This window comes from Acinetobacter piscicola (assembly GCF_015218165.1).
GTDB classification, from domain to species: domain Bacteria; phylum Pseudomonadota; class Gammaproteobacteria; order Pseudomonadales; family Moraxellaceae; genus Acinetobacter; species Acinetobacter piscicola_A.
Genome location: NZ_CP048659.1, coordinates 3538762 through 3560765, shown reverse-complemented (window position 1 = coordinate 3560765; position 22004 = coordinate 3538762). Strand labels below are relative to the sequence as shown.

At 38.8% G+C, this 22004-nt stretch carries 18 protein-coding genes and 1 tRNA gene; 7 read left to right on the top strand and 12 right to left on the bottom strand.

Annotated elements, in window-relative coordinates:
• Positions 1 to 92: 92 nt before the first annotated feature.
• The 3 genes from G0028_RS17635 to ompR all read right to left on the bottom strand — a co-directional run bounded on the left by G0028_RS17635 (position 93) and on the right by ompR (position 4421).
• A complete protein-coding gene (locus tag G0028_RS17635) occupies positions 93 to 1613 on the bottom strand; it encodes an acetyl-CoA hydrolase/transferase family protein (protein WP_174493893.1) in 1521 nt (506 codons plus the stop codon).
• Between the two features lie 205 nt (positions 1614 to 1818).
• On the bottom strand, positions 1819 to 3279 hold the full coding sequence (locus G0028_RS17630; protein WP_180047098.1) for an ATP-binding protein: 1461 nt from the start codon (positions 3277 to 3279) through the stop codon (positions 1819 to 1821).
• A 377-nt stretch (positions 3280 to 3656) separates the two neighbouring features.
• Positions 3657 to 4421, bottom strand: coding sequence for a two-component system response regulator OmpR (ompR, locus tag G0028_RS17625; protein WP_111858908.1), 765 nt, complete (start codon positions 4419 to 4421; stop codon positions 3657 to 3659).
• A 618-nt stretch (positions 4422 to 5039) separates the two neighbouring features.
• On the opposite strand from ompR, the gene G0028_RS17620 reads away from it, so the two are divergent.
• Entirely contained in the window at positions 5040 to 7421 is a 2382-nt protein-coding gene (locus tag G0028_RS17620; protein ID WP_174493892.1) for a Tex family protein, read from the top strand.
• Between the two features lie 62 nt (positions 7422 to 7483).
• Here the strand turns inward: G0028_RS17620 and G0028_RS17615 are convergent, their stop codons facing one another.
• Together G0028_RS17615 and G0028_RS17610 are read right to left on the bottom strand one after the other, a co-directional pair.
• Positions 7484 to 8371: an SDR family NAD(P)-dependent oxidoreductase gene (locus G0028_RS17615; protein WP_180047100.1), complete on the bottom strand. Its 888-nt coding sequence runs from the start codon at positions 8369 to 8371 to the stop codon at positions 7484 to 7486.
• Between the two features lie 249 nt (positions 8372 to 8620).
• Positions 8621 to 9898 (bottom strand): O-acetylhomoserine aminocarboxypropyltransferase/cysteine synthase family protein, encoded by a 1278-nt coding sequence (locus G0028_RS17610; RefSeq protein WP_130072293.1) that lies wholly within the window; start codon positions 9896 to 9898, stop codon positions 8621 to 8623.
• Positions 9899 to 10240: 342 nt separating this feature from the next.
• Between G0028_RS17610 and ettA the strand changes: the two genes are divergently transcribed.
• Positions 10241 to 11902: an energy-dependent translational throttle protein EttA gene (gene ettA, locus G0028_RS17605; RefSeq protein ID WP_130072292.1), complete on the top strand. Its 1662-nt coding sequence runs from the start codon at positions 10241 to 10243 to the stop codon at positions 11900 to 11902.
• 90 nt (positions 11903 to 11992) lie between these two features.
• Here the strand turns inward: ettA and G0028_RS17600 are convergent, their stop codons facing one another.
• Both G0028_RS17600 and G0028_RS17595 read right to left on the bottom strand, forming a co-directional pair.
• The gene (locus tag G0028_RS17600) at positions 11993 to 12403 is read right to left on the bottom strand and encodes a tetratricopeptide repeat protein (RefSeq protein ID WP_165353027.1); all 411 of its coding nucleotides are present in this window, start codon (positions 12401 to 12403) and stop codon (positions 11993 to 11995) included.
• 187 nt (positions 12404 to 12590) lie between these two features.
• A complete protein-coding gene (locus tag G0028_RS17595) occupies positions 12591 to 12932 on the bottom strand; it encodes a tetratricopeptide repeat protein (RefSeq protein ID WP_180047102.1) in 342 nt (113 codons plus the stop codon).
• Positions 12933 to 13431: 499 nt separating this feature from the next.
• Between G0028_RS17595 and G0028_RS17590 the strand changes: the two genes are divergently transcribed.
• Positions 13432 to 14388, top strand: a complete 957-nt coding sequence (locus tag G0028_RS17590) for a cation diffusion facilitator family transporter (RefSeq protein WP_180047104.1) — start codon at positions 13432 to 13434, stop codon at positions 14386 to 14388.
• 32 nt (positions 14389 to 14420) lie between these two features.
• Here G0028_RS17590 and G0028_RS17585 read toward each other — a convergent pair whose 3' ends face one another.
• The 4 genes from G0028_RS17585 to G0028_RS17570 all read right to left on the bottom strand — a co-directional run bounded on the left by G0028_RS17585 (position 14421) and on the right by G0028_RS17570 (position 16995).
• A complete protein-coding gene (locus G0028_RS17585; RefSeq protein WP_180047106.1) occupies positions 14421 to 14765 on the bottom strand; it encodes a hypothetical protein in 345 nt (114 codons plus the stop codon).
• A gap of 108 nt (positions 14766 to 14873) precedes the next feature.
• Positions 14874 to 14949 (bottom strand) — tRNA-Glu (locus G0028_RS17580).
• 91 nt (positions 14950 to 15040) lie between these two features.
• Positions 15041 to 16549, bottom strand: coding sequence for a glutamate--tRNA ligase (gene gltX, locus G0028_RS17575; protein WP_130072288.1), 1509 nt, complete (start codon positions 16547 to 16549; stop codon positions 15041 to 15043).
• Between the two features lie 140 nt (positions 16550 to 16689).
• Positions 16690 to 16995, bottom strand: a complete 306-nt coding sequence (locus G0028_RS17570) for a DUF4179 domain-containing protein (RefSeq protein ID WP_180047108.1) — start codon at positions 16993 to 16995, stop codon at positions 16690 to 16692.
• Positions 16996 to 17367: 372 nt separating this feature from the next.
• On the opposite strand from G0028_RS17570, the gene G0028_RS17565 reads away from it, so the two are divergent.
• Positions 17368 to 18363, top strand: a complete 996-nt coding sequence (locus G0028_RS17565) for a sulfate ABC transporter substrate-binding protein (protein ID WP_174493886.1) — start codon at positions 17368 to 17370, stop codon at positions 18361 to 18363.
• Between the two features lie 243 nt (positions 18364 to 18606).
• Positions 18607 to 19623 (top strand): sulfate ABC transporter substrate-binding protein, encoded by a 1017-nt coding sequence (locus G0028_RS17560; protein WP_130072286.1) that lies wholly within the window; start codon positions 18607 to 18609, stop codon positions 19621 to 19623.
• A 30-nt stretch (positions 19624 to 19653) separates the two neighbouring features.
• On the opposite strand, the gene G0028_RS17555 is transcribed toward G0028_RS17560, so the two are convergent.
• Positions 19654 to 20355 (bottom strand): IS1-like element ISPa14 family transposase, encoded by a 702-nt coding sequence (locus G0028_RS17555; protein WP_015586042.1) that lies wholly within the window; start codon positions 20353 to 20355, stop codon positions 19654 to 19656.
• Between the two features lie 389 nt (positions 20356 to 20744).
• Between G0028_RS17555 and rsmH the strand changes: the two genes are divergently transcribed.
• Together rsmH and ftsL are read left to right on the top strand one after the other, a co-directional pair.
• Complete coding sequence (gene rsmH, locus G0028_RS17550; RefSeq protein ID WP_180046497.1) at positions 20745 to 21671, top strand: 16S rRNA (cytosine(1402)-N(4))-methyltransferase RsmH; 927 nt, start codon at positions 20745 to 20747, stop codon at positions 21669 to 21671.
• The gene (gene ftsL, locus G0028_RS17545) at positions 21668 to 22000 is read left to right on the top strand and encodes a cell division protein FtsL (protein WP_130072284.1); all 333 of its coding nucleotides are present in this window, start codon (positions 21668 to 21670) and stop codon (positions 21998 to 22000) included. The genes rsmH and ftsL overlap by 4 nt, the downstream gene beginning before the upstream one ends.
• The last annotated feature ends 4 nt before the right edge of the window (positions 22001 to 22004 follow it).

The following is a 22004-nucleotide window of genomic DNA, read 5'->3' as shown; positions in this document are numbered from 1 at the left end:
AGTTAGAGAGAGGGGCATATCAATTATCTCCCATTTGTGCAATAAAAAACGCCCTCACGGGCGTTTCTTATTTCAACTCAAAATTCAACATCTTAAGCAGATTTTTTCTCTTGAGTTTGTGCAGTCAACATATGACCTGTTTCTTCAAAGTTAGAGTGCCAAGAAAGTGCTTCACGGAGAATGTGAGGAGTTTGACCACCTTTTTCACATGCACGATCAAAGTAATCATTCAATGCATCACGGTACATTGGGTGCGCACAGTTATCGATGATGGCACGAGCACGTTCACGAGGCGCTAAACCACGTAAGTCTGCAAGACCTTGTTCAGTCACAAGGATGTCAACGTCATGTTCTGCATGGTCAACGTGAGAAGCAAATGGGACAACAGAAGAAATGTCGCCGCCTTTTGCAATCGATTTGGTTACGAAAATTGCAAGGTGCGCATTACGTGCGAAGTCACCTGAACCACCGATCCCGTTCATCATTTTTGTACCACATACATGCGTCGAGTTTACGTTGCCGTAAATATCAAACTCAAGTGCAGTGTTGATCCCGATGATGCCTAAACGACGAACCAATTCAGGATGGTTTGAAATTTCCTGTGGACGTAATACCAGTTTGTCTTTGTATTGTTCAAGGTTATTAAATACTTTTTCGCCATATTTAGCAGAAAGCGTAATTGAAGAACCTGAAGCAAATTTCATTTTGCCTGCATCGATTAATTCAAAAGTACAGTCTTGTAGTACTTCTGAATACATCACTAAGTCTTCGAAGTTAGATTCTTTAAGACCTGTTAATACTGCATTGGCAATTGAACCGATACCTGCTTGTAATGGACCTAAGTCTTTTGGTAGACGACCTTCAGCCACTTCTTTTTCAAAGAAAGCAATCAAGTGGTTTGCAATGCCTTGAGTCTCGTCATCTGGTTGAGTCACAGTAGATGGAGAGTCATGCAAATCATTATTAAATACAATACCTACAATTTTTGAAGGGTCGATATTGATTGCAGGTGTACCAATGCGTTCATCTACGTGAGTCAATGGAATTGGCTGACGTGTTGGGCGATAGGTTGGAATATAAATATCGTGTAAGCCTTCGAAAGCAGGGCTTAAATTGGTGTTGATTTCAACAATCACTTTTTCAGCAAAAATAGCAAAGCTAGCAGAGTTACCCACAGACGTTGTTGGGATGATGCCGCCATCTTCAGTGATTGCAACAGCTTCAATCACAGCCACATCAGGTTTTTTCAACTGAAGATTACGCATTTGCTCAACAGTTTCAGACAAGTGTTGATCGATGAACATCACTTCGCCTTTGTTGATGGCTTTACGTAGTGTGTTATCGACTTGGAAAGGTAAACGACGTGCTAAAACGCCAGCTTCCGTCAATTTTTTGTCAAGATCGTTACCCAGACTTGCGCCTGTGATTAAGGTGATTTTTAACGGATTTTTTTCCGCTTGTGCTACGAGTGCTAAAGGTACAGCTTTCGCTTCACCTGCACGGGTAAAACCACTCATCCCAACAGTCATGCCATCTTGGATAAAGGTGGCTGCTTGTTCTGCGCTCATCACTTTATTGTGCAGTGATGCTAAACGAATACGATCTAAAGACATGGTTTACGCTCAATTCTTGTTCAAAACTAGACGGATTGTACCGCCCTAAAAGTAAATTGTGCATGCCTCTAATGCTAAGGTCTAATTTTTTCACTAAATGTGGGTATAAAATTTAATGATGGTTTTTAAGTTATTATTTCGCAAGGAAATAATAGTCGCTGTTCGGAAAACAAACAAAGCTAAGTGTTTGTTTATTGAGCAATAGTTAAAAACGATCACTCAATGTTTGCTTAATCTTTTGAATTGGATTATTTACGATATTTTCTTCTGGCTCTGGTGATGAAATAGGTAAGGAAATAATTGCTTGTAGACCACCTTCAGAACGATTGTGAATCTGTAATTCACCTTGGTGAATGTCAACAATTCGTTTCACGATTGCTAAACCTAAGCCACTGCCTTGAACAGTTCTTGCGGCATTGCCACGTACAAAAGGTTGCATGAGATCTGCAATTTGGTCTTCAGGAATCCCTTCACCATGATCAGACACACTGATTTTAATTTTCTCATCTTCTACATATGCTGCAAGTTCAATCGGTTCAGCACCGTAGCGTTTTGAGTTATTAATCAAGTTACCAATCAGACGTTTTAAAGATAAGGATCGAGCTGAAATTTTCGGAATTTCTTGAGGGGTGAAGCGAATATCGAGAGGTTTAAACTGAATACTTAGCTCTTGCAACAGGCTATTAATATCAGTTTCTTGTAATTCTTCATCAGAACCATCTCGCATATAGGAAATAAATTGGTTCAAAATCGCATCCATATCCTCAACATCATAAATTAAGCCCTCTTTTAAAAAGTCTTCATCAGGCATCATTTCAGCACTGAGACGGATACGGGTCAGTGGAGTGCGTAAGTCATGAGAAATCCCTGCGAGCATGATTTGGCGATCACGTTCAGTTTGCTCTAAAGTATAAATCATATGGTTAAAGGCTTGATTGACCTCACGAATTTCTTGTGGTCCATGATTGGTTTCGAGATAGGGCGCTTTTCCTGTTTTACTATAATTATTTGCCGCATTTTGCAACCGGCGTAATGGGCGATTGAGCTGTCTCACCAAGGTTAAAATAATGGCTGCAGCAATCAATGGAACGCCCAATAACCAACCCAAAATCAGCTCAGGACTATAGTTGGCATACGTTTTTAGGGGTTCACGAACCCAGTTGCCATTCATTTCAGGGGTTTGCACCCAAATCCGTGGGCTAGGCTTAAATTGGAAGTAAACGGTTACATCTTTGAGGCCAAGTTCTTGAGCGAGTTGATGCTCAATGCGATTGGTAAAGAAATCTGCAATGATTTTATCTTTTACATTCGGATATTCTTTTGGGTCCGTAATGTATTCGACACCTACACGTTGTTTGAGCCATTCATCAATATCAAGTTGAACCTCATCATGATAAATTTGCAAGCGTGGATTATTTACCATTTCTAATTCAACGGCTAAAAAGCGTGCATGTTGTTGAATTTCAGGTAAATATAAAGTTTTCCAAAAGAACCATAAAGACATAAATAAACTGAAAAATACCACAAATAAAACCAAAACCGTGGTACGCATGGCTGCAGAACGCGGCTTGATTTTGTCAAGAAAGCGTTCCCAAGGCGTACGTTTCTTTTCTTGATAAGCAGAAAATTCAGAAAAAGCTTGTGGATCGATTGGGTCTAATTTCACAGAGGCATTCCCATGCTGTGCAATATTTTGATTGATTTCAGTGTAATGTACGTGGCGTTTAGGTCAAGCTCAAAAATGTTCGGTTATGCGTGTTTAAGCCGTTGCTGATCGCCAATAGTAAGATTGAAATGATCTAAACCTCAACTTAAAATAATAGCAATCAGATTGGTCAAAATTAACTTATTAAATAAAATAAAAGTGCTTAAGCTAAATAAAAGTCATGAGCTAATGAGAAAAAGTTGATCAAATGCAAAACTATAATGATTGTTATAGGTGGAAATTGATCAATCTAAAAGTAAAAAATGCTGATGATATTCAAGCCAGAGAAGATGATCAGCACTTTTTTAAACAGATTCATAGCAATGAATTAGAGTGACTTATTCAGCACCATCTGGAACGAAGACATAACCCACACCCCAAACCGTCTGAATATAACGTGCACGAGCAGGATTTTCTTCAATCAAGCGGCGTAAACGGGAGACTTGCACATCAATAGAACGCTCCATTGCCCCCCATTCACGACCACGGGCAAGATTCATCAATTTATCGCGAGTCAAAGGTTCACGTGGATGTTGGACCAATGCCTTAAGCACGGCAAATTCACCCGTAGTTAATGTCACCACTTGACCTTCACGGGTCAGGGTACGTGTAGATAAATCTAATGACCATGGACCAAATGACACAACTTCTACGTTTTGACTTGGTGCACCAGGTACTTCACGCACTTGACGGCGCAGTACTGCACGGATACGTGCCAATAATTCATTTGGATTAAATGGTTTTGGTAAATAGTCATCCGCGCCCGCTTCTAAGCCAGCAATACGGTCAGAATCGCTGCCACGTGCTGTGAGCATAATGATCGGGGTGTCAATATTAGACTGACGTAAACGACGACAAATGCTTAAACCGTCTTCTACAGGCAGCATAAAATCGAGCACAATCAGTGAAAATAATTCACGTTGTAATAAACGATCCATTTGGGTGGCATCGTGGGCAGTTTTAACCACAAAGCCTTTATCTTCCAAAAAGCGCTGCAAAAGGGTACGCAAACGTACATCATCATCGACCACTAAAATGCGTTCGACTCGGTCAGTTTCGTTTTGTACGACATCAGTATTTTCAGCAGGTACAACCAAACTCATGATGCACTCCCTTAATGTTATCAATTATAAATATTGGTATATCTCAGTATAATGCCTAAGTTCTTGTTAAGACTATGTATCAATTTGCTCAAAATTACAATTTTAAGCCCGATTTGAAACCAAATAACAACATCTATCAATCATTGTGAGCTTCATTTGTTTATACGTAAAAAAGTGCTTGATATGCAAATAAAATTTTCGTGAATTTAAATGGTTTGGCTAAATTTTATAAAATGTTGGCAAGACTCAAGAAAACCTCATTTTTTACATTTGCTTGAACATTTTTGAGTATTTATCAAAAAACAACGTTTTGTAAAAAAGCGTTATGGAGATACGGCATGATTTGTCATTTTAAAAATCAAAAATCATCTAGGAATATACGTTGAGACTTGATAAACAAAGCTTTAACACAGCTTAGAACTTGGCTTCTTCTAAAGTAGATGGGGATAAAACATCATTTTTTCAAGCCTTATTTTGCTTAAATACGGCGTGAAAACTGACTAAATCTATACTTTTATCATTTTTTTCATTGGAAAATTGCAAAACAATTGTGGATTTTATGGTCTTGGTCTTTATAATCACTAACTTTTAGTCCTTATCCTTGTGGAATTAAATACGATGACTGACGTAGTTCAGCAGTTGGCAAGTGAGCTTGCCGTACGTCCAAACCAAGTAGAAGCTGCCATTCAACTGATTGATGAAGGTGCCAGTGTTCCATTTATCGCACGTTACCGTAAAGAAGTGACGCAAGGCTTAGACGACGCGCAGTTACGCCAACTCGATACACGCTTAACATATTTACGTGATTTGTATGAGCGCCGTGAAAAAGTGATCGAATCACTGAAAGAACAAGACAAACTTTCTGATGACTTACTTGCACGTGTGAACGCTGCGGAAACAAAAAATGCATTAGAAGAAATTTATGCGCCTTATCGTCCAAAACGTACCAGTAAGTCGTTTAAAGCGAAAGAAGCAGGTTTAGGTCCGATTGCTGAGAAAATTCTCAGTGAAAATGTTGACCCTACAGAAGCATTAGCAGGCTTTAGCCATGAAGACTATGCAGATCTTGACAGCCAGCTGGATGCAATTCAACACATCATTATTGACGATTGGGCACAAAATATTGCGTTAACGACTGAGTTAAAAGCAACATTTGCCAAAACAGCAGTCCTTAAAAGTCTAGTCGCAAGTGATGAGAAAAAAGAAGTCGGTAAAAAATTCCGTGATTACTTCGATTTCTCTGAAAATTTAAATAAAGTCCCTTCACATCGTTTATTGGCAATGTTACGTGGTCGTCAAGAAAATGTCTTGGGCTTAAAAGTTGATGGGCAAGATGATGCACCATTGGCACGTATTGAAACTGAATATGATCTTGAAACGGTACAACCACAGACTCGACAGGATTTCTTAAAACAAACTGCAAAATTATTCTGGCTCGGTAAAGTACGTCCGACGATTGAACATTCATTATTGACAGAAAAACGTCTTGCTGCTGAAGCAGAAGCGATGAATGTATTTGCTGAAAACTTACGTCATTTGTTACTTTCTGCACCTGCGGGTTCGCGTTGTACTTTGGGTGTAGACCCTGGCATTCGCACAGGTGTAAAACTTGCAGTTGTGAATGAGTCTGGTGATGTCGTTGCACACAGTGTCATTTATCCATTTGCACCAAAAGAAGATAAAGAAGGTTCAATCACTGAACTTGCACGTCTATGCCGTGAATTCAATGTTGACCTGATTGCCATTGGTAATGGTACTGCAAGCCGTGAAACAGAAGCGGTGATCGCAGAGATGATGACTGCAAATTCTGACTTGAAATTGACTCGTGTAACTGTATCTGAAGCAGGTGCATCGGTGTATTCAGCTTCTGAATTGGCATCGAATGAGTTGCCTGATTTAGATGTGTCTATTCGTGGTGCAGTTTCAATTGCACGTCGTTTGCAAGACCCGTTAGCAGAGCTTGTGAAAATTGATCCAAAATCAATTGGTGTGGGTCAGTACCAACACGATGTTAACCAAACAGGTTTGGCAAAAACCCTTGAAGCGGTTGTTGAAGACTGTGTGAACTCTGTGGGTGTTGATGTCAATACGGCATCTGCTGCGATCTTGGGTTATATCGCGGGTTTAAACAAAGCGATTGCACAGCAAATTGTCGATTTCCGTAAAGAAAATGGTCGTTTTGACAACCGTCAAGCCTTGAAAAATGTACCTCGTTTGGGTGAGCGTACCTTTGAACAAGCTGCAGGTTTCTTGCGGATTCAGGACGGCTCAGAGCCGCTAGACGCTTCGGCTGTACACCCTGAATCATATGGTTTGGTGAACAGAATTGTGGAAGCGAAAGCAACCACAGTGAAAGATATTATTGGTAATACCGAAATCATTCGCCAAGTTAAAGCAGAAGATTTTGCAGATGACAAATTTGGTTTACCAACCATTCAAGACGTCTTGAGCGAACTTGAAAAACCAGGTCGTGATCCACGTCCTGAATTCCGTACAGCAAAATTCCGTGATGATATTACTGAAGTGGGTCAGCTTGCAGAAGGTATGCAACTTGAAGGTGTCATTACCAATGTCACTAACTTTGGTGCATTCGTGGATGTGGGTGTGCATCAAGATGGCTTAGTGCATATCTCTGAATTGGCAAATGAATTTGTATCTGATCCACATAAAGTGGTTCGTCCAGGTCAAATCGTACAAGTGCGTGTATTGACTGTAGATGCTGAGCGTAATCGTGTGAATTTGTCAATGCGTCCTGAGGGTTCAGAAGCACCTGCAAAAGCACCACGTCAAAAACGTGAGTTCAATAATGCCCATGGCGAACAACGTGGTGAGCGCAAACCTCAAGGCAAACGCCCACAAGGTGATCGTCCGCATCATCGTCATGACCATAAAGACAAACCACGTCAAGATAAGAAACCGCAAGCTGCGAAACCACAAGAAAATAAAATCGGTGGTTTAGGTGCGTTGTTATTACAAGCAGGGATTAAAGGTTCAAAATAAGTTTGAATCTTGTGGAATAAAAAACCGCCAAAAGGCGGTTTTTTATGGCTTAGTAATCAAGATTACCAATGCTCACCAGGGAATAAACGTGCATACGCTTTTTGTACGAGATTTAATTTTTCCTTCTTCCCAACAGAAGCACTTGAGCTTGGGAATAAATTAAAACCAATCGACATCAGTTTGTTATTAATCTCAGGCGCAATCGAGTAAGTAATTGATGCCAGACGTCCAAGATGAGTTGCCACTTTTTTCGGACGCTTCACGATTGCATAAGCAATCAAATCTGCGGCTTGTTCAGGCGAAAGGGTCGGCACATATTTATAAATTTTGGTCGGTGCAATCATTGGTGTACGCACAAGTGGCATGTAGACCGAGGTAATCGCAATCTTATGTGAATGCACTTCGGCAGATAGGCAGCGGCTAAACGCATCCAATGCTGCTTTTGATGCAACATATGCTGAGAAGCGAGTGGCATTTGCCAATACGCCAATCGAACTGATATTGATAATCTGACCATTTTTACGATGCATCATTTGCGGTAAAATATTGAGCACTAAACGTACTGCACCAAAATAATTTAACTGCATAGTGCGTTCAAAGTCGTGAAAACGATCAATGGACTCATGTACTGCACGGCGAATCGAACGCCCTGCATTGTTGATCAAAATATCAATATGATCGACAGATGAGATAATCTGTTTGGATACGATATCGATGGCATCCATATCATTCAAATCACATGGGAAAATATCTGCTTTTCCGCCCTTGGCTTGAATGTCTGCTTGCACTTTTTTTAGTGTTTCTTCGGTGCGTGAGACCAAAAGAACATGTGCACCTGCATCTGCAAGTTTATGTGCAACGGTTAAACCAATACCACTCGATGCGCCTGTGATTAAAACGACTTTATCCTGTACTTTTTGTTGGAAAAGTTGTTCTAGTTTTTTGTTCATATTTATTTTCCCTGTAAATAAAATATGCCATGAAACAGAGGTGTGTGAATCATTATGAAAAACGAGACTCTATAAGCGGCAAGTTTAACGGAAAATAATGAAAACGCTATAAATAAATATATGAATATAAAGTAATTTTTAGAGTAAAAGCTCTATTTTTTGAATTTTCATAATAGAATGATCAACATACATGGATTGCGTCTAAAAAGCAAAAAAGACCTGAGTTCAGGTCTTTTAAGTGTTTGAAAATTATACTTTGTCAAGTGCTTGTGCTAAATCGGCAATTAAATCATCAATATGCTCAATACCCACAGATAAGCGGACCATATCAATGCTGACGCCCGCAGCTTTGAGTTCATCTTCATTGAGCTGGCGATGGGTTGTTGTTGCAGGGTGGCACGCCAAACTTTTCGCATCACCGATATTCACTAAGCGAGTGAAAAGTTGTAATGCATCAATGAAGCGAGTTCCACCTTCACGGCCATCTTGCACACCAAAAGATAAAATAGCAGAGGGTTTACCTTTGACATATTTTTGTGCCAAAGCATGTTGTGGATGGTCTTTTAAACCTGCGTAATTGACCCATTTCACTTTTGAATGTGCTTGTAAATATTCAGCCACTTTTTGTGCATTTTCAGTATGACGTTCCATACGCAAGTTTAATGTTTCTAAACCTTGAAGAATCAGGAAAACGCTTAGAGGACTGATCGCAGCACCGGTATTGCGTAATGGTACAACACGGGCACGTGCAATATACGCCGCCTCACCTAAAGCTTCTACGTAGTTCACACCGTGATAACTTGGATCAGGCGTATTGAGCACTTTAAAGCGTTCAGGATATTTACCCCACGGGAATTTACCACTGTCCACAATCGCGCCACCGATAGAGTTACCATGACCACCAATATATTTGGTTAATGAGTGTACAACGATGTCTGCCCCATGTTCAAAGGGTTTGAGTAGGGCGGGTGTCGCAACTGTGTTGTCTACAATCACGGGTACGCCATATTCATGGGCAATTTTTGAAATCGCTTCAAGATCAATGATATTCCCAAGCGGGTTACCAATCGACTCTACAAAAACCAATTTAGTTTTGTCATCAATCAGATCATGCAAACTTTCAGGTTTTTGATAATCGAAGAAACGAACTTCGATGCCTTGCTTTGGAAGGGTGTGTGCAAATAGGTTATACGTTCCACCATAAAGCGTTGAAACAGAAACAATATTGTCACCCGCTTCAGCGATGGTTTGAATAGAATAAGTAATGGCGGACATACCCGAAGCCAATGCCAAAGCCCCAATTCCCCCTTCAAGTGCAGCAAGACGTTGCTCTAAAACGGCAGTGGTTGGGTTCATGATCCGTGTGTAGATATTGCCCTGAACTTTAAGGTCAAATAAATCTGCGCCATGTTGGGTGTCATCAAAAGCATAAGAAGTGGTTTGATAAATAGGCACAGCCACAGCTTTAGTGGTCGCTTCAGGTGTATAACCTGCATGAATCGCGAGCGTTTCATCCTTATACGTCATAGTTACGTCATCTTCGTGAGTTAAATATGAAATCAGTTTAGCATTTATTGATATGAAATAAAGCGCAAATATAATGAATATTTATCTAAAAATTTCATATAGATGATTGTTTTTCATTGAATACTGAAAAGCATTCATACTGTTAGGCTTTGATTTAAAATTAAACAGAAAAATTGTTGTAACATTCTATACAAGATGGGTGACATACCTTATGTTTTAGGGACTTTCATCGTATAATGCAGCGATTATTTTTTTGCTCATTGAGCATGGAGTTGGCAATTATCCTGATTTTTTAGGAAAAATGCGAACTCCACCATTTGGTTTTCTATTGAGGAGTCCTACGTGGCCCAATACATTTACACGATGAACCGTGTGTCGAAGATGGTTCCGCCGAAACGCGAAATCTTAAAAGACATCTCTTTATCATTCTTTCCAGGCGCAAAAATTGGTGTGCTTGGTTTAAACGGTGCAGGTAAATCTACCTTGCTTCGTATTATGGCGGGCGTAGATAAAGATTTCTCAGGTGAAGCACGTGCACAGCCAGGTATTAAAATTGGTTATTTAGAGCAAGAACCACCATTAGACGAAACTAAAGACGTGCGTGGTAACGTTGAAGATGGTTTACGTGAACCATTGGATGCTTTGGCGCGTCTTGACGAAGTATTTGCTGAATATGCGGCTGAAGATGCTGACTTCGATGCGCTTGCAAAAGAGCAAGAGAAGTTGGAAGCGATTATCCATGCTTGGGATGCACATAATATTGTCAACCAAATGGACCAAGCTGCTGCTGCGTTAAACCTTCCAGCTTGGGATGCAGACGTATCTAAGTTATCTGGTGGTGAGCGCCGTCGTGTTGCACTGTGCCGTTTGCTGTTGTCTAAACCAGACATGTTGCTTCTTGATGAACCGACGAACCATTTGGATGCATCATCTGTTGCATGGTTAGAACGTTTCTTGAAAGATTTCCCAGGTACGATCGTGGCGATTACGCATGACCGTTACTTCTTGGACAACGTGGCTGAGTGGATTCTTGAACTTGACCGTGGTATGGGTATTCCTTATCAAGGGAACTATTCTTCTTGGTTAGAGCAGAAAAATGCACGTTTAGAGCAAGAGAATAAGCAAGAAGAATCTTTTGCTAAAGCATTGAAAAAAGAACTTGAATGGGTTCGTTCAAATGCCAAAGGTCAGCAAAAGAAAAACAAAGCGCGTATGGAGCGTTTTGAAGAGCTTAACTCACGTGAGTTCCAACAGCGTAATGAAACTTCTGAAATCTACATTCCACCTGGTCCACGCCTAGGTAACAAGGTTGTAGAAGTGGAAGGCATTAGCAAATCGTTTGGTGATCGTACGCTTTATAAAGATTTATCCTTTGTTGTTCCACCTGCTGCGATTGTGGGTATTGTGGGTGAAAACGGTGCGGGTAAAACTACACTATTCCGCATGATGACAGGTGAGCAACAACCTGACACAGGTACTGTAGTGCTAGGTGAGTCAGTTAAAGTGGCTTACGTGGGTCAGATTCGTGACACGCTTGATGACAACAAAACGGTTTGGGAAGAAGTTTCTGGCGGTTTAGACATCTTACGGATCGGTGAATATGAAATTGCATCACGTGCGTATATCGGTCGCTTTAACTTTAAAGGGCAAGATCAGCAAAAACGTGTAGGTCAATTGTCAGGTGGTGAGCGTAACCGTTTACAACTTGCAAAAATCCTGCAAATGGGTGCAAACGTGATTTTACTCGATGAACCGTCAAACGACTTGGACATCGAAACTTTACGTGCGCTTGAGGATGCAATTTTGGTATTCCCAGGTACAGTGATGGTGATCTCGCATGACCGTTGGTTCTTAGACCGTATTGCAACACACATCTTGTCATTCGAAGGTGAAACACCAGAATTCTTCACAGGTAACTATGCTGAATTTGAAGAATACCGTCGTAAACGTGATGGCGATGACCTTGTAACTAAGCGTCAAAAATATCGTAAAATTGGTGTATAAATCACCATGTTGAACATAAAAAACCAGCTTTAATGCTGGTTTTTTATTATGCTGTATTATTTAAAGTCCAAAGTATTGAATTGATCAATCTTAAGCATTTATTTTGATTAAGTAATAAAGCTTGCTAAGCTCATTTGATGCTTCAATATGTCCTTGATTTGCAGCTAAATTTAACCACATTTCTGCTTTTTCTAGATTGGGTTCTAACCCCAATTGACCATTGAGATACAGCATACCCAATTTGAACTGGGCGGTACTATAACCTTGTAATGCAGCATTTAAAAAATACCAAATCGCATTGCGTTGATGGCTATTCGGATTTTCCTCTGTCAGTGTATAGGGTAGCGATGAAAAGCTATTTACAGATAAATGTTCAAAATGTTGGGCACGTTGATAACTGCGCAGGGATTCAGAAAACAAATGGCGATGTAGCACAAGACTTGTTGAAAAGTAAGAGATAATAGATTTTTTTATATAACGCTGTAATTGATTAAAATCCATTTTATTGTGCTCGCAAGACAATAAGTTACTGATAAAGAAAAAGCAAAAAAAACACCCTTTTGCTTTTTCTAGTAGGTTCTCACAAGTTTTCAAGAAACTTATGAGGTTACATGATTATCATTGTGTCGCTCTAAACTTAAAAAATTCTTAGTAAATGTTCAAAATAAATTGGTTTAGGTCAAGATAATTATGAAAATGCCAATTGATTATATGCTTTTTTCAGTTCTTCCTTTGCAAAAGGATGTCCTTGATGAGCAGCTTGTTCTAGCCACTTCTCTGCATGAATATAGCTACGATCTAAACCTAAATGTCCATTGAGATAGTTTAAGCCCATTTGATATTGTGCTTCTTGATCACCGCGTAAAGCAGCACGTAGATAGCCCCACATGATGTTGCGAGTGTCATGATTTTCTATTGAACAGCTAGATGATGGTCGTCCATTGAGTAGAGCTTCATCGTTTATGTTGATCTCAGTCATTGAGTGCGATGAAGTGCTTTCTAAAAAGCGTTTAAAAATATGTACTAACATATAAACCTCCTTGCTAATCCATTAACAAAGTTTTGTCATTACTACCTTTGAATCTAAAGTAGATATCAATAATGTAGCGTTTTTTTTAGTTTTTTCAAATAATAAATTGTAATTTGTCAATATATGAATGTATGAGTTTATATATAAAAGAACGAACGATCTGTAAATTCTTTGAAGGATCATTTATTTTTAAAATAAATTAAATTTTTATCTGTTGGTGTTGAGTGAATGTACAAAAATATGAGGGATGTTTTATTTAATTTATTTGTTTATATATTTTTAATTTATAAATAGTTATGATTTATTTTGTGTGTTATTGAAATTTATTATAGAGTAAATTTTTGTAAAATTAATGATTTAGATATTTATGAGCGCGTTTTGAAAAATGTGAATAGAAACGTGAATAAGTGAATATGCGTTAAGCGTTTAAAGTACTGTTTTTTTCATATTGAGACGTTACAATCAAAAAATCGTTGCTTTTATAGGCTGAGGTAGTGGAATGAGTGATCATCATGGGCATGACCACAGTCATGCGGTTGTGACAGAGCAAAATGCAAAAAAACTCACGATTGCGCTTATTCTTACGACGCTATTTTTGGTTGTCGAAGTCATTGCAGGCTTTTTAACACAGAGTTTGGCATTGTTGTCAGATGCGGCCCATATGTTTACAGATGCTGCTGCCTTAGCGATCGCATTGGTTGCGATTCGAGTTGGAAAACTGCCTGCAGATGATAAGCGCACTTTTGGTTATCAGCGTTTTGAGATTTTAGCTGCATTGTTCAATGCTTCTATGTTGTTCATGGTAGCGATTTATATTCTCTATGAGGCATATCAACGTTTTAGTCAGCCGCCAGAAATTCAAAGTTTAGGAATGTTGATAGTTGCTGTGATTGGCTTGGTGATTAATCTCATTTCAATGAAGATTTTAATGTCGAGTGCCAAAGATAGCCTTAATGTAAAAGGGGCTTATTTGGAGGTATTCAGTGATGCGCTTGGTTCTATTGGTGTAATTATTGGGGCAGCACTGATCTATTTTACTGGATGGGTGTGGGTGGATACCTTGATCGCGGTATTGATCGGATTTTGGGTTTTGCCACGTGCTTGGACTTTACTCAAACAAAGTATCAATATTTTATTGGAAGGTGTGCCTGAAGAAATTGATATTGAGAAATTACGCCAAGACTTATTATCTCTGCAGGGGGTGGAGAGTATCCATCAATTGAAAGTATGGGCGATTAGCTCCAAAAATGTACATTTAACTGTGCATTTATTGGCTCCAACAGCGGATCGTAATGCATTATATCAACAAGCTTTAGAGCTGCTGAGTCATGAATACGGGATCACTGAAATGACGTTGCAAATTGAAGATAACGAATGTGTGGCGCTTACTCATGAGCATGCAAAACCAGATACACATCGTGATGATGAGGGATCTACACACTCACATTCACATTAAATGAATATGAGTGTGGCTTGATCTCTTTTTAATTATTGAATATGCCATTCATGGTTGCATTCACGGCATTTCCAATGTTTATTGGCATTCATAAAAGATTGCATTGAAATTTTAAAGTCAGGTAGATCACGCCAAAAAAATACACCTGCAATGACACAGATCAGGAAAGCCACTACAGTTGCAATTTGTAGAGTTTGTCCAGCACCATCACCAAAGATCCACATTGCAATACTAATGATCACTAAAAGTAATAATACAAATACGGCAGGAATGAGGATAACCAAGCTTTTAGGTACTACAGGGCGAACTGCTGCGGTGTTACCGTTAGCAACAGGAAGAATTTTAGAACTTTGGCATTTTGGGCAACGGTATTGCATTGCGACTCCACATGATATTTTCTGATTTGATTTTAGCGGATTGTGATCAAAATAAAAAATTTTTGGCAATAAAAAAGCCACTGAATATGTCAGTGGCTTTTTCGAATTTGGCGTTCCTACGGGGATTCGAACCCCGGTTACCGCCGTGAAAGGGCGATGTCCTAGGCCTCTAGACGATAGGAACTTATGAGGCAACAGGATTAAGTTTTTCAACCATCTCGCTGTATGGGCGCTATATTAGGGGTATAACGCCCATGCGTCAACTAAAAAATTCATTAAGCTTCATCAACTGCATCATTTTTCGGCAATTTTAAGCTTTCATTGAGTTTTTCCCACGCTTTTGTTTCTTTTTTGCTCGGAACGCCGACAATTTCAAGCGCATGACGTAAACGAGCAAAGGTTAAATCTGGACCAATGGTGACCATAGACTGCATGACAGGGGTTGAAGAGGTTGAACCTGCAATGGCAATAAAGAAGGTTGGCATAAAGTCACGTAGTTTGATTTCCATCTGATTTGCCAAATCCATGAGGGTTTGGCTAACCGTGTCATTGTTCCATGTAAACATGTTCTCTAAACGCCAAATGGCAAATTGTAAGCTTTGACGAACTTGTTCTTCCGTCAATTTTTTGCTTTCAAATTGTTCTTTGGTAATGTTTGGGAATTGGTTGAAATAAAAACCTGCCCAATTGACTGCTTCAGACAATAAATTGATGCGTGGTTGAATAGCAGCAGCAATATCTTCTAAAGTTTGACGGTCAGATTTCCATGCCAATAATGTATCTAGCAGTTCAGAAGGGCTGAGACCTTTGATCCATTGACCATTTAACCAATTGAGTTTTTCCACATCAAAGATTGGTCCACCCAAAGATACACGTTGAATGTCAAAGTGTTCGATCATTTCAGCCAAAGTGAATTTTTCACGCTCATCAGGCATTGACCAACCCATACGACCTAAATAGTTCAATAGGGCTTCAGGTAGCACACCAATATTTTTATAGTAATTAATTGATGTTGGGTTTTTACGTTTAGATAATTTTGATTTATCAGGATTACGTAACAACGGCATATGGCAGAGTACAGGCATCTCCCAGCCAAAATATTGATACAATAATTGATGCTTAGGTGCAGAAGGAATCCATTCTTCACCACGAATGACATGCGTGATTTCCATCAAGTGGTCATCCACGACATTGGCTAAGTGGTAAGTTGGTAAACCATCAGTTTTGAGTAAAATTTGCATGTCGACTTGCGCCCATGGAATTTCAACTTCACCACGTAGCATATCGTTAAATTTACAAATGCCTTCGGTTGGCACTTTCATACGAATGACATGTGCTTCACCTGCTGCTAAACGGCGTTGTACTTCTTCTTCTGAAAGTAATAAACCACGTCCGTCATAACGCGGACTTTCACCACGTGCTTGCTGTTCTGCACGCATTTGATCAAGTTCTTCTGGGGTTGCAAAACAGTAGAAAGCATGACCCTTTTCAACTAAATCAAGTGCATATTGTTTATAGATGCCCATACGCTCAGATTGGCGATAGGGTGCATGTGGACCACCCACATCTGGACCTTCCGACCAATTTAAACCTAACCAACGCAATGAGTCTAAAATCATTTGTTCAGATTCAGGGGTAGAACGTAATTGGTCAGTGTCTTCGATGCGTAGAATAAATTCACCACCATGTTGTTTAGCAAAACACAGGTTAAATAACGCAATATAAGCTGTACCTACATGAGGAAAGCCTGTTGGAGACGGAGCAATACGGGTACGAACGGTCATAATCAACTATTATTCAGAATGTAAATTGGCACTATTATAACGAAAAAGCCCTATTGCTTAAGGTTTAATTCACCAATAAACGATAGGGCGTGTTCATTCTTGGGGGAATGAGGATTTAAAACAGTCTAAAGGAGTTAAAATTAAGAGTTATGCGGTTGAAAAATTGCTTGTACAAAACGAGAAAAACGTTGGTGCTGTTCTGCTAGAAAGTTTTGTGATGCAGGTGTTTTTAAAGACGTAAAAACTTTAATATCATCTTGATTTAAAAGTAGTTTGCCTTCACGTTTTTGCTGACTTAAGGCTTTTTCAATCGGTGATTTTTTGTCTGTGATCACTTGAAATGCTGTTGTATTTTGGTTGTTTGCAATCGCAGCAGCTTGCGCTGCTTCTAGACCTAAACCTAAGGTTAAGCCAAGCATAAATAATTGAACAGTACGTGATTTCATTGTATTCCCCCACCAAGGATATTATTTTTGTCTAAGAAACTCATCTTATGACGGTATTTTAACCAAAAATAGTCACAATATGTACAATAGTGTCACATATTTTTACAAAATTGACTTTTTTTGACAGTGTGTGCCAAAAAATGCGTCTAATTGTAAGAGCGGCATATTATTAGCAAAGAAATGTGTAGTTATTGTGAAGAAGTATACATTTTCATTAAAATAATCAAAATACATATTTTGAGATAAGTATCTATATTTAAATGATATCTAAAATGTAGATATAAGCTTGATTAAAAATTATAAGCATTTGATTGTAAAATAAAAAAATAACAAATAATGTGTTTTTAATATAAAAAATAAGTGTGAATTGCAATGAAAAAAATGATATGGGTTAGTCTTTTGGGTTTATTAGGACTCAATAGTGCAACATATGCGGCAAGAGAGTTTTTAAATGTTTCTTATGATCCTACACGAGAGTTTTACCAAGAATACAATAAAAATTTTGGACAGTATTGGAAGTCGAAAACAGGGCAGGATATTGATTTTAAACAGTCGCATGGGGGATCAGGTAAACAAGCACGTTCTGTGATTGATGGCTTGCAAGCTGATGTAGTGACGCTGGCTTTGGCAAATGACATTGATGAAATTGTGAAAGCGGGTCTGATACAAAAAGATTGGCAAAAAGAATTTCCAAATAATTCGGCACCTTATACTTCAACAGTAGTTTTTTTGGTACGTAAAGGTAATCCTAAGAACATTAAAGATTGGAACGATTTAATCAAACCAGGTGTTGAAATCGTCACACCAAATCCGAAAACAGGGGGAGCACCACGTTGGATTTATCTCTCTGCGTGGGGGTATGCACTCAAACAACCTGGTGGGAATGATGCTAAGGCACGTGAGTTGGTTAAAAAGCTGTATAAAAACGTCAAAGTATTAGATTCAGGGGCGCGAGGTTCATTAACTACTTTTGCTGAACGTGGCATAGGGGATGTGCTGTTGTCTTGGGAAAATGAAGCAATCTTGGCAACTTCAGGTCCTGATAAAGACAAGTATCAAATTATTTATCCATCTATCTCAATTTTAGCTGAGCCTTCGGTGGCAATTGTTGATAAAAATGTGGATAAAGATGGTAATCGTAATTTAGCCAAAGGTTATTTAAATTACTTGTATTCTCCTCAAGGGCAGGAGTTGGCAGCTAAATATCATTTCCGCCCTCGTGATGCTAAAGCTGCTGCTAAATATGCTGCTAAATTTCCAAAAATTAAATTATTTACCATTAATGATGTATTTGGTGGTTGGGCAAAAGCACAGCAAACTCATTTTGTGAATGGGGCGATCTATGACCAAATTTCCGCTGAAAAATAAAACAGAATGATTTGCATCTCTGTAGCAAAAAGAGAATTTCATATTCTCTTTTTTGTATAAGCAATGCTAAAAAATCTATAAAATATAAATAAGTAGATTGTTTTATCATTTTTATAAAGAGAAACAAATAATTAACGATTTATTTTGATATGGTTTTGAGACCCACAAGAAAATTATTAAATTGCGGTTTATCTGCTTATTTCATATATTTAGCACAATTCAAGATTTTAGTGCTGAAATGTCATGAAAATTCAAGTGAAAACATGGCTACATGTTGCATTGCTTGCAGCAGGTGTAGCGGTGACTTCAAATGTAGCGCAAGCTGCTGATCGTCAATTTTTAAATGTTTCTTATGATGCAACTCGTGAGTTCTACGATGAATTTAATCAATCGTTTGGCACATATTGGAAGAATCGTACAGGGCATACCGTAAATTTTAAACAATCACATGGTGGTTCGGGCAAGCAAGCACGTTCAGTTGTGGACGGTTTAAAAGGTGATGTGGTCACACTTGCTTTGGCGAATGATATTGAAGAAATTGTAAAATCAGGTCAGATTGATAAAGGTTGGCAGAAAGAATTTCCGTATAACTCTGCGCCTTATACTTCAACGATTGTTTTTATGGTGCGTAAAGGTAATCCAAAACATATTAAAGATTGGACAGACTTGACTAAACCAGGTGTACAGATCATTACCCCTAATCCAAAAACAGGTGGTTTACCCCGTTGGATCTATTTATCTGCATGGGGTTATGCACTGAAACAGCCAGGTGGTAATGATGCTAAGGCACGTGATTTTGTTTCAAAAATGTACCATAATGTCAAGGTAATGGACCCTGCTGCACGTGCGTCTATGACGACTTTTGCTGAGCGTGGCATTGGGGATGTTTTACTGACTTGGGAAAATGAAGCCATGATCAGTAAAAAAACGTTGGGTAATAAGTTTGATATTGTTTATCCATCAATGTCGATTTTGACTGAGCCTTCTGTTGCGATTGTAGATAAGACCGTGGCGAAAAACGGGAATAAATGGTTAGCAACAGGCTATATTAACTATTTGTATTCTCCATTAGGTCAAGACATGGCAGCACGTCATTTCTATCGTCCACGGAATGAGAAAATTTTAGCGAAGTATGCAAAACAATTCCCTGCTTTAAAAACGTTCACGATTGATGAAGTCTTTGGTGGTTGGCCTAAAGCGCAACAAACCCACTTTGTAAATGGCGGTGTGTTTGATCAAATTTATAATGACAAACGTTAATTTGGTGGTGTTTCAAAAAGTATGCTGACATTAAATGAAGCCATTATTGATGTAAAAAAAGGTTAAGTCGAAAGCTTTAAAATGGTTTTCAATCTTTTTTGAAAAATTACAACTCCTTCTAAAACCGCGCCTAATTCGATGCCTTATTTTGCAATTATTACCTTCAATACCTACAGTAAAAAATTTACCAATACTTTGCTTGCAGTTTTTAAAAGCAGTTATGAAACTGTCCCAATGATCACTTGCAATTCGGGTGTAGTGAATACCTAATTGTTTAAGCTTTGCCTTCAATCGTTGAACTGTAGCTAAGTCTCTTTTACCCCAAACATAAGCAACAATCTCACCTGTTTCTCGATGGTAGGCGTAAATAAGCCATTGTTTATTATTTTTATTTCCCACAAAAGTCCAAAACTCATCAACTTCAAGAGACTCATAATGACTTTGTTTAGGCTGAATTTGGTAGGTCGATTCGGTTAAAGTACGTAAAACTTTACCGATACTGATTCGCTCAACTTCAGCGATATCTCGTATACCACTACCTCTGACCATCAACTGTAATATTTTTCGAGTAATGCCTGAATGACATCCTAGATAGCTCAGAGCATGGTCACCAATAAACTGACGTTTACAGTCTTTGCACTGATAGTTTTGTTTCCCATCTACTTTGATGCCATTTTTCTTTATACTGTCACTGAGGCAGGTTGGACATTTGATTTCTAGAGTTATTCGCATTTCTCTATTTTATCAAAATTCAACCTGCTTTGTTTCAGCATACTTTTTGAAACACCACCGTTAATTTTTTGTGTCCTAGTATCCGAAAGCCAATCAAATAAGATTGGCTTTTTTTATTGTGTAGCATAATGAGCAATAGAGCCTAAATGCTCTTTAAGGTTTAGACCTTATTATTTGTACCCGTAGCTTGAAGATATGGCATGTGCATCACTGAGGTACTCATTTACATATAATCATTTCTAAAAAGTCTGAAAACAACTCTACTTTTACTTAAATAAACGGTTTTCCCCATCGAAAGTAATATTTTCCTACAAAAAGACGTTTGGAGCTTTGCAAAAACAAGGTAATAATGTGCAGTTACATTTTCTGACTGAATTGAACCTAAACTTATGTCCCATATTTCTGTATTGCTACATGAAACTGTTGATGCGCTCCTTGCTGACCGAGATACAGGAATTTATATTGATGGGACTTTTGGACGTGGTGGTCATACCCGATTATTACTGTCTAAATTAGATGAAAATTCACAAGTTTTTGCCTTTGATAAAGACCCTCAAGCTTTGGCGGTGGGAGCTGAACTTGAGCAAGAAGATTCACGTTTTAAAATTATTCACGCCAGTTTTGCGGACTTACAACAAGAATTGAATCAGCGTGGTATTGAACAAGTTGATGGTGTGATGGCAGATTTAGGCGTATCTTCACCTCAGCTAGATCAAGCAGAGCGTGGTTTTAGCTTTATGAAAGATGGCCCTTTAGATATGCGAATGGACAATTCGCAAGGTCAAACTGCGGCTGAATGGTTGGTTGAGGTGGATGAGGAACATTTGGCAAATGTGATTTTTCAGTATGGCGAAGAGCGTTATAGTCGCCGCATTGCCAAAGCTATTAAACAAGCAGGTTATATTGAAACCACAGCACAATTGGCGGAAATTGTAAAAGTTGCACATCCAAAATGGGAAAAAAATAAACATGCTGCAACCCGTACTTTTCAGGCGATTCGTATTGAAATTAATAAAGAATTAGATGATGTGCATACATTTTTGCCTCAAGCGGTAGAGGTATTAAAAGCACATGGGCGTTTAGCTGTTATTAGTTTTCATTCTTTAGAAGATCGAATTATTAAACAATTCATACAAAAAGAATCGACCTTAGCAGAAGATAATGGTTGGGGATTACCACAAAAAATCAGCGATACACGTCGTTTGAAAAAAATTGATCGTGTACGTGCAAGTGAAGCAGAAGTGAAAGAAAATCCACGTTCACGGAGTGCTTGGCTTCGTGTCGCAGAACGCTTAGAACCTAAAGGCGCAGAATGAAAGAAGAAATTATAGAAGAGCGGACAAATCGACAAGCAATAAAAAAAGTAGTGTATTACGCTTTTTTGTTAGTATTGGTACTAGGTAGTGCCTTTATGGTGGTGCTGCAAGTTTTTGCTTATCGTCATGATTTCCGCGAATTGAATAGCTATATGCGTGAAAGAGAAACCATTAATGCAGAGTGGGGACGTTTGTTGATCGAACAACAAACTTTTGGTGCAACTGCACAGATTGGTACACGTGCAGTGACGCAACTTCGTATGTATTCTCCACCCGCAGCGCAAACCGTTGTGATTTCATTACCGTCTGAAACTGAGCAAAAAAAATAGGCAC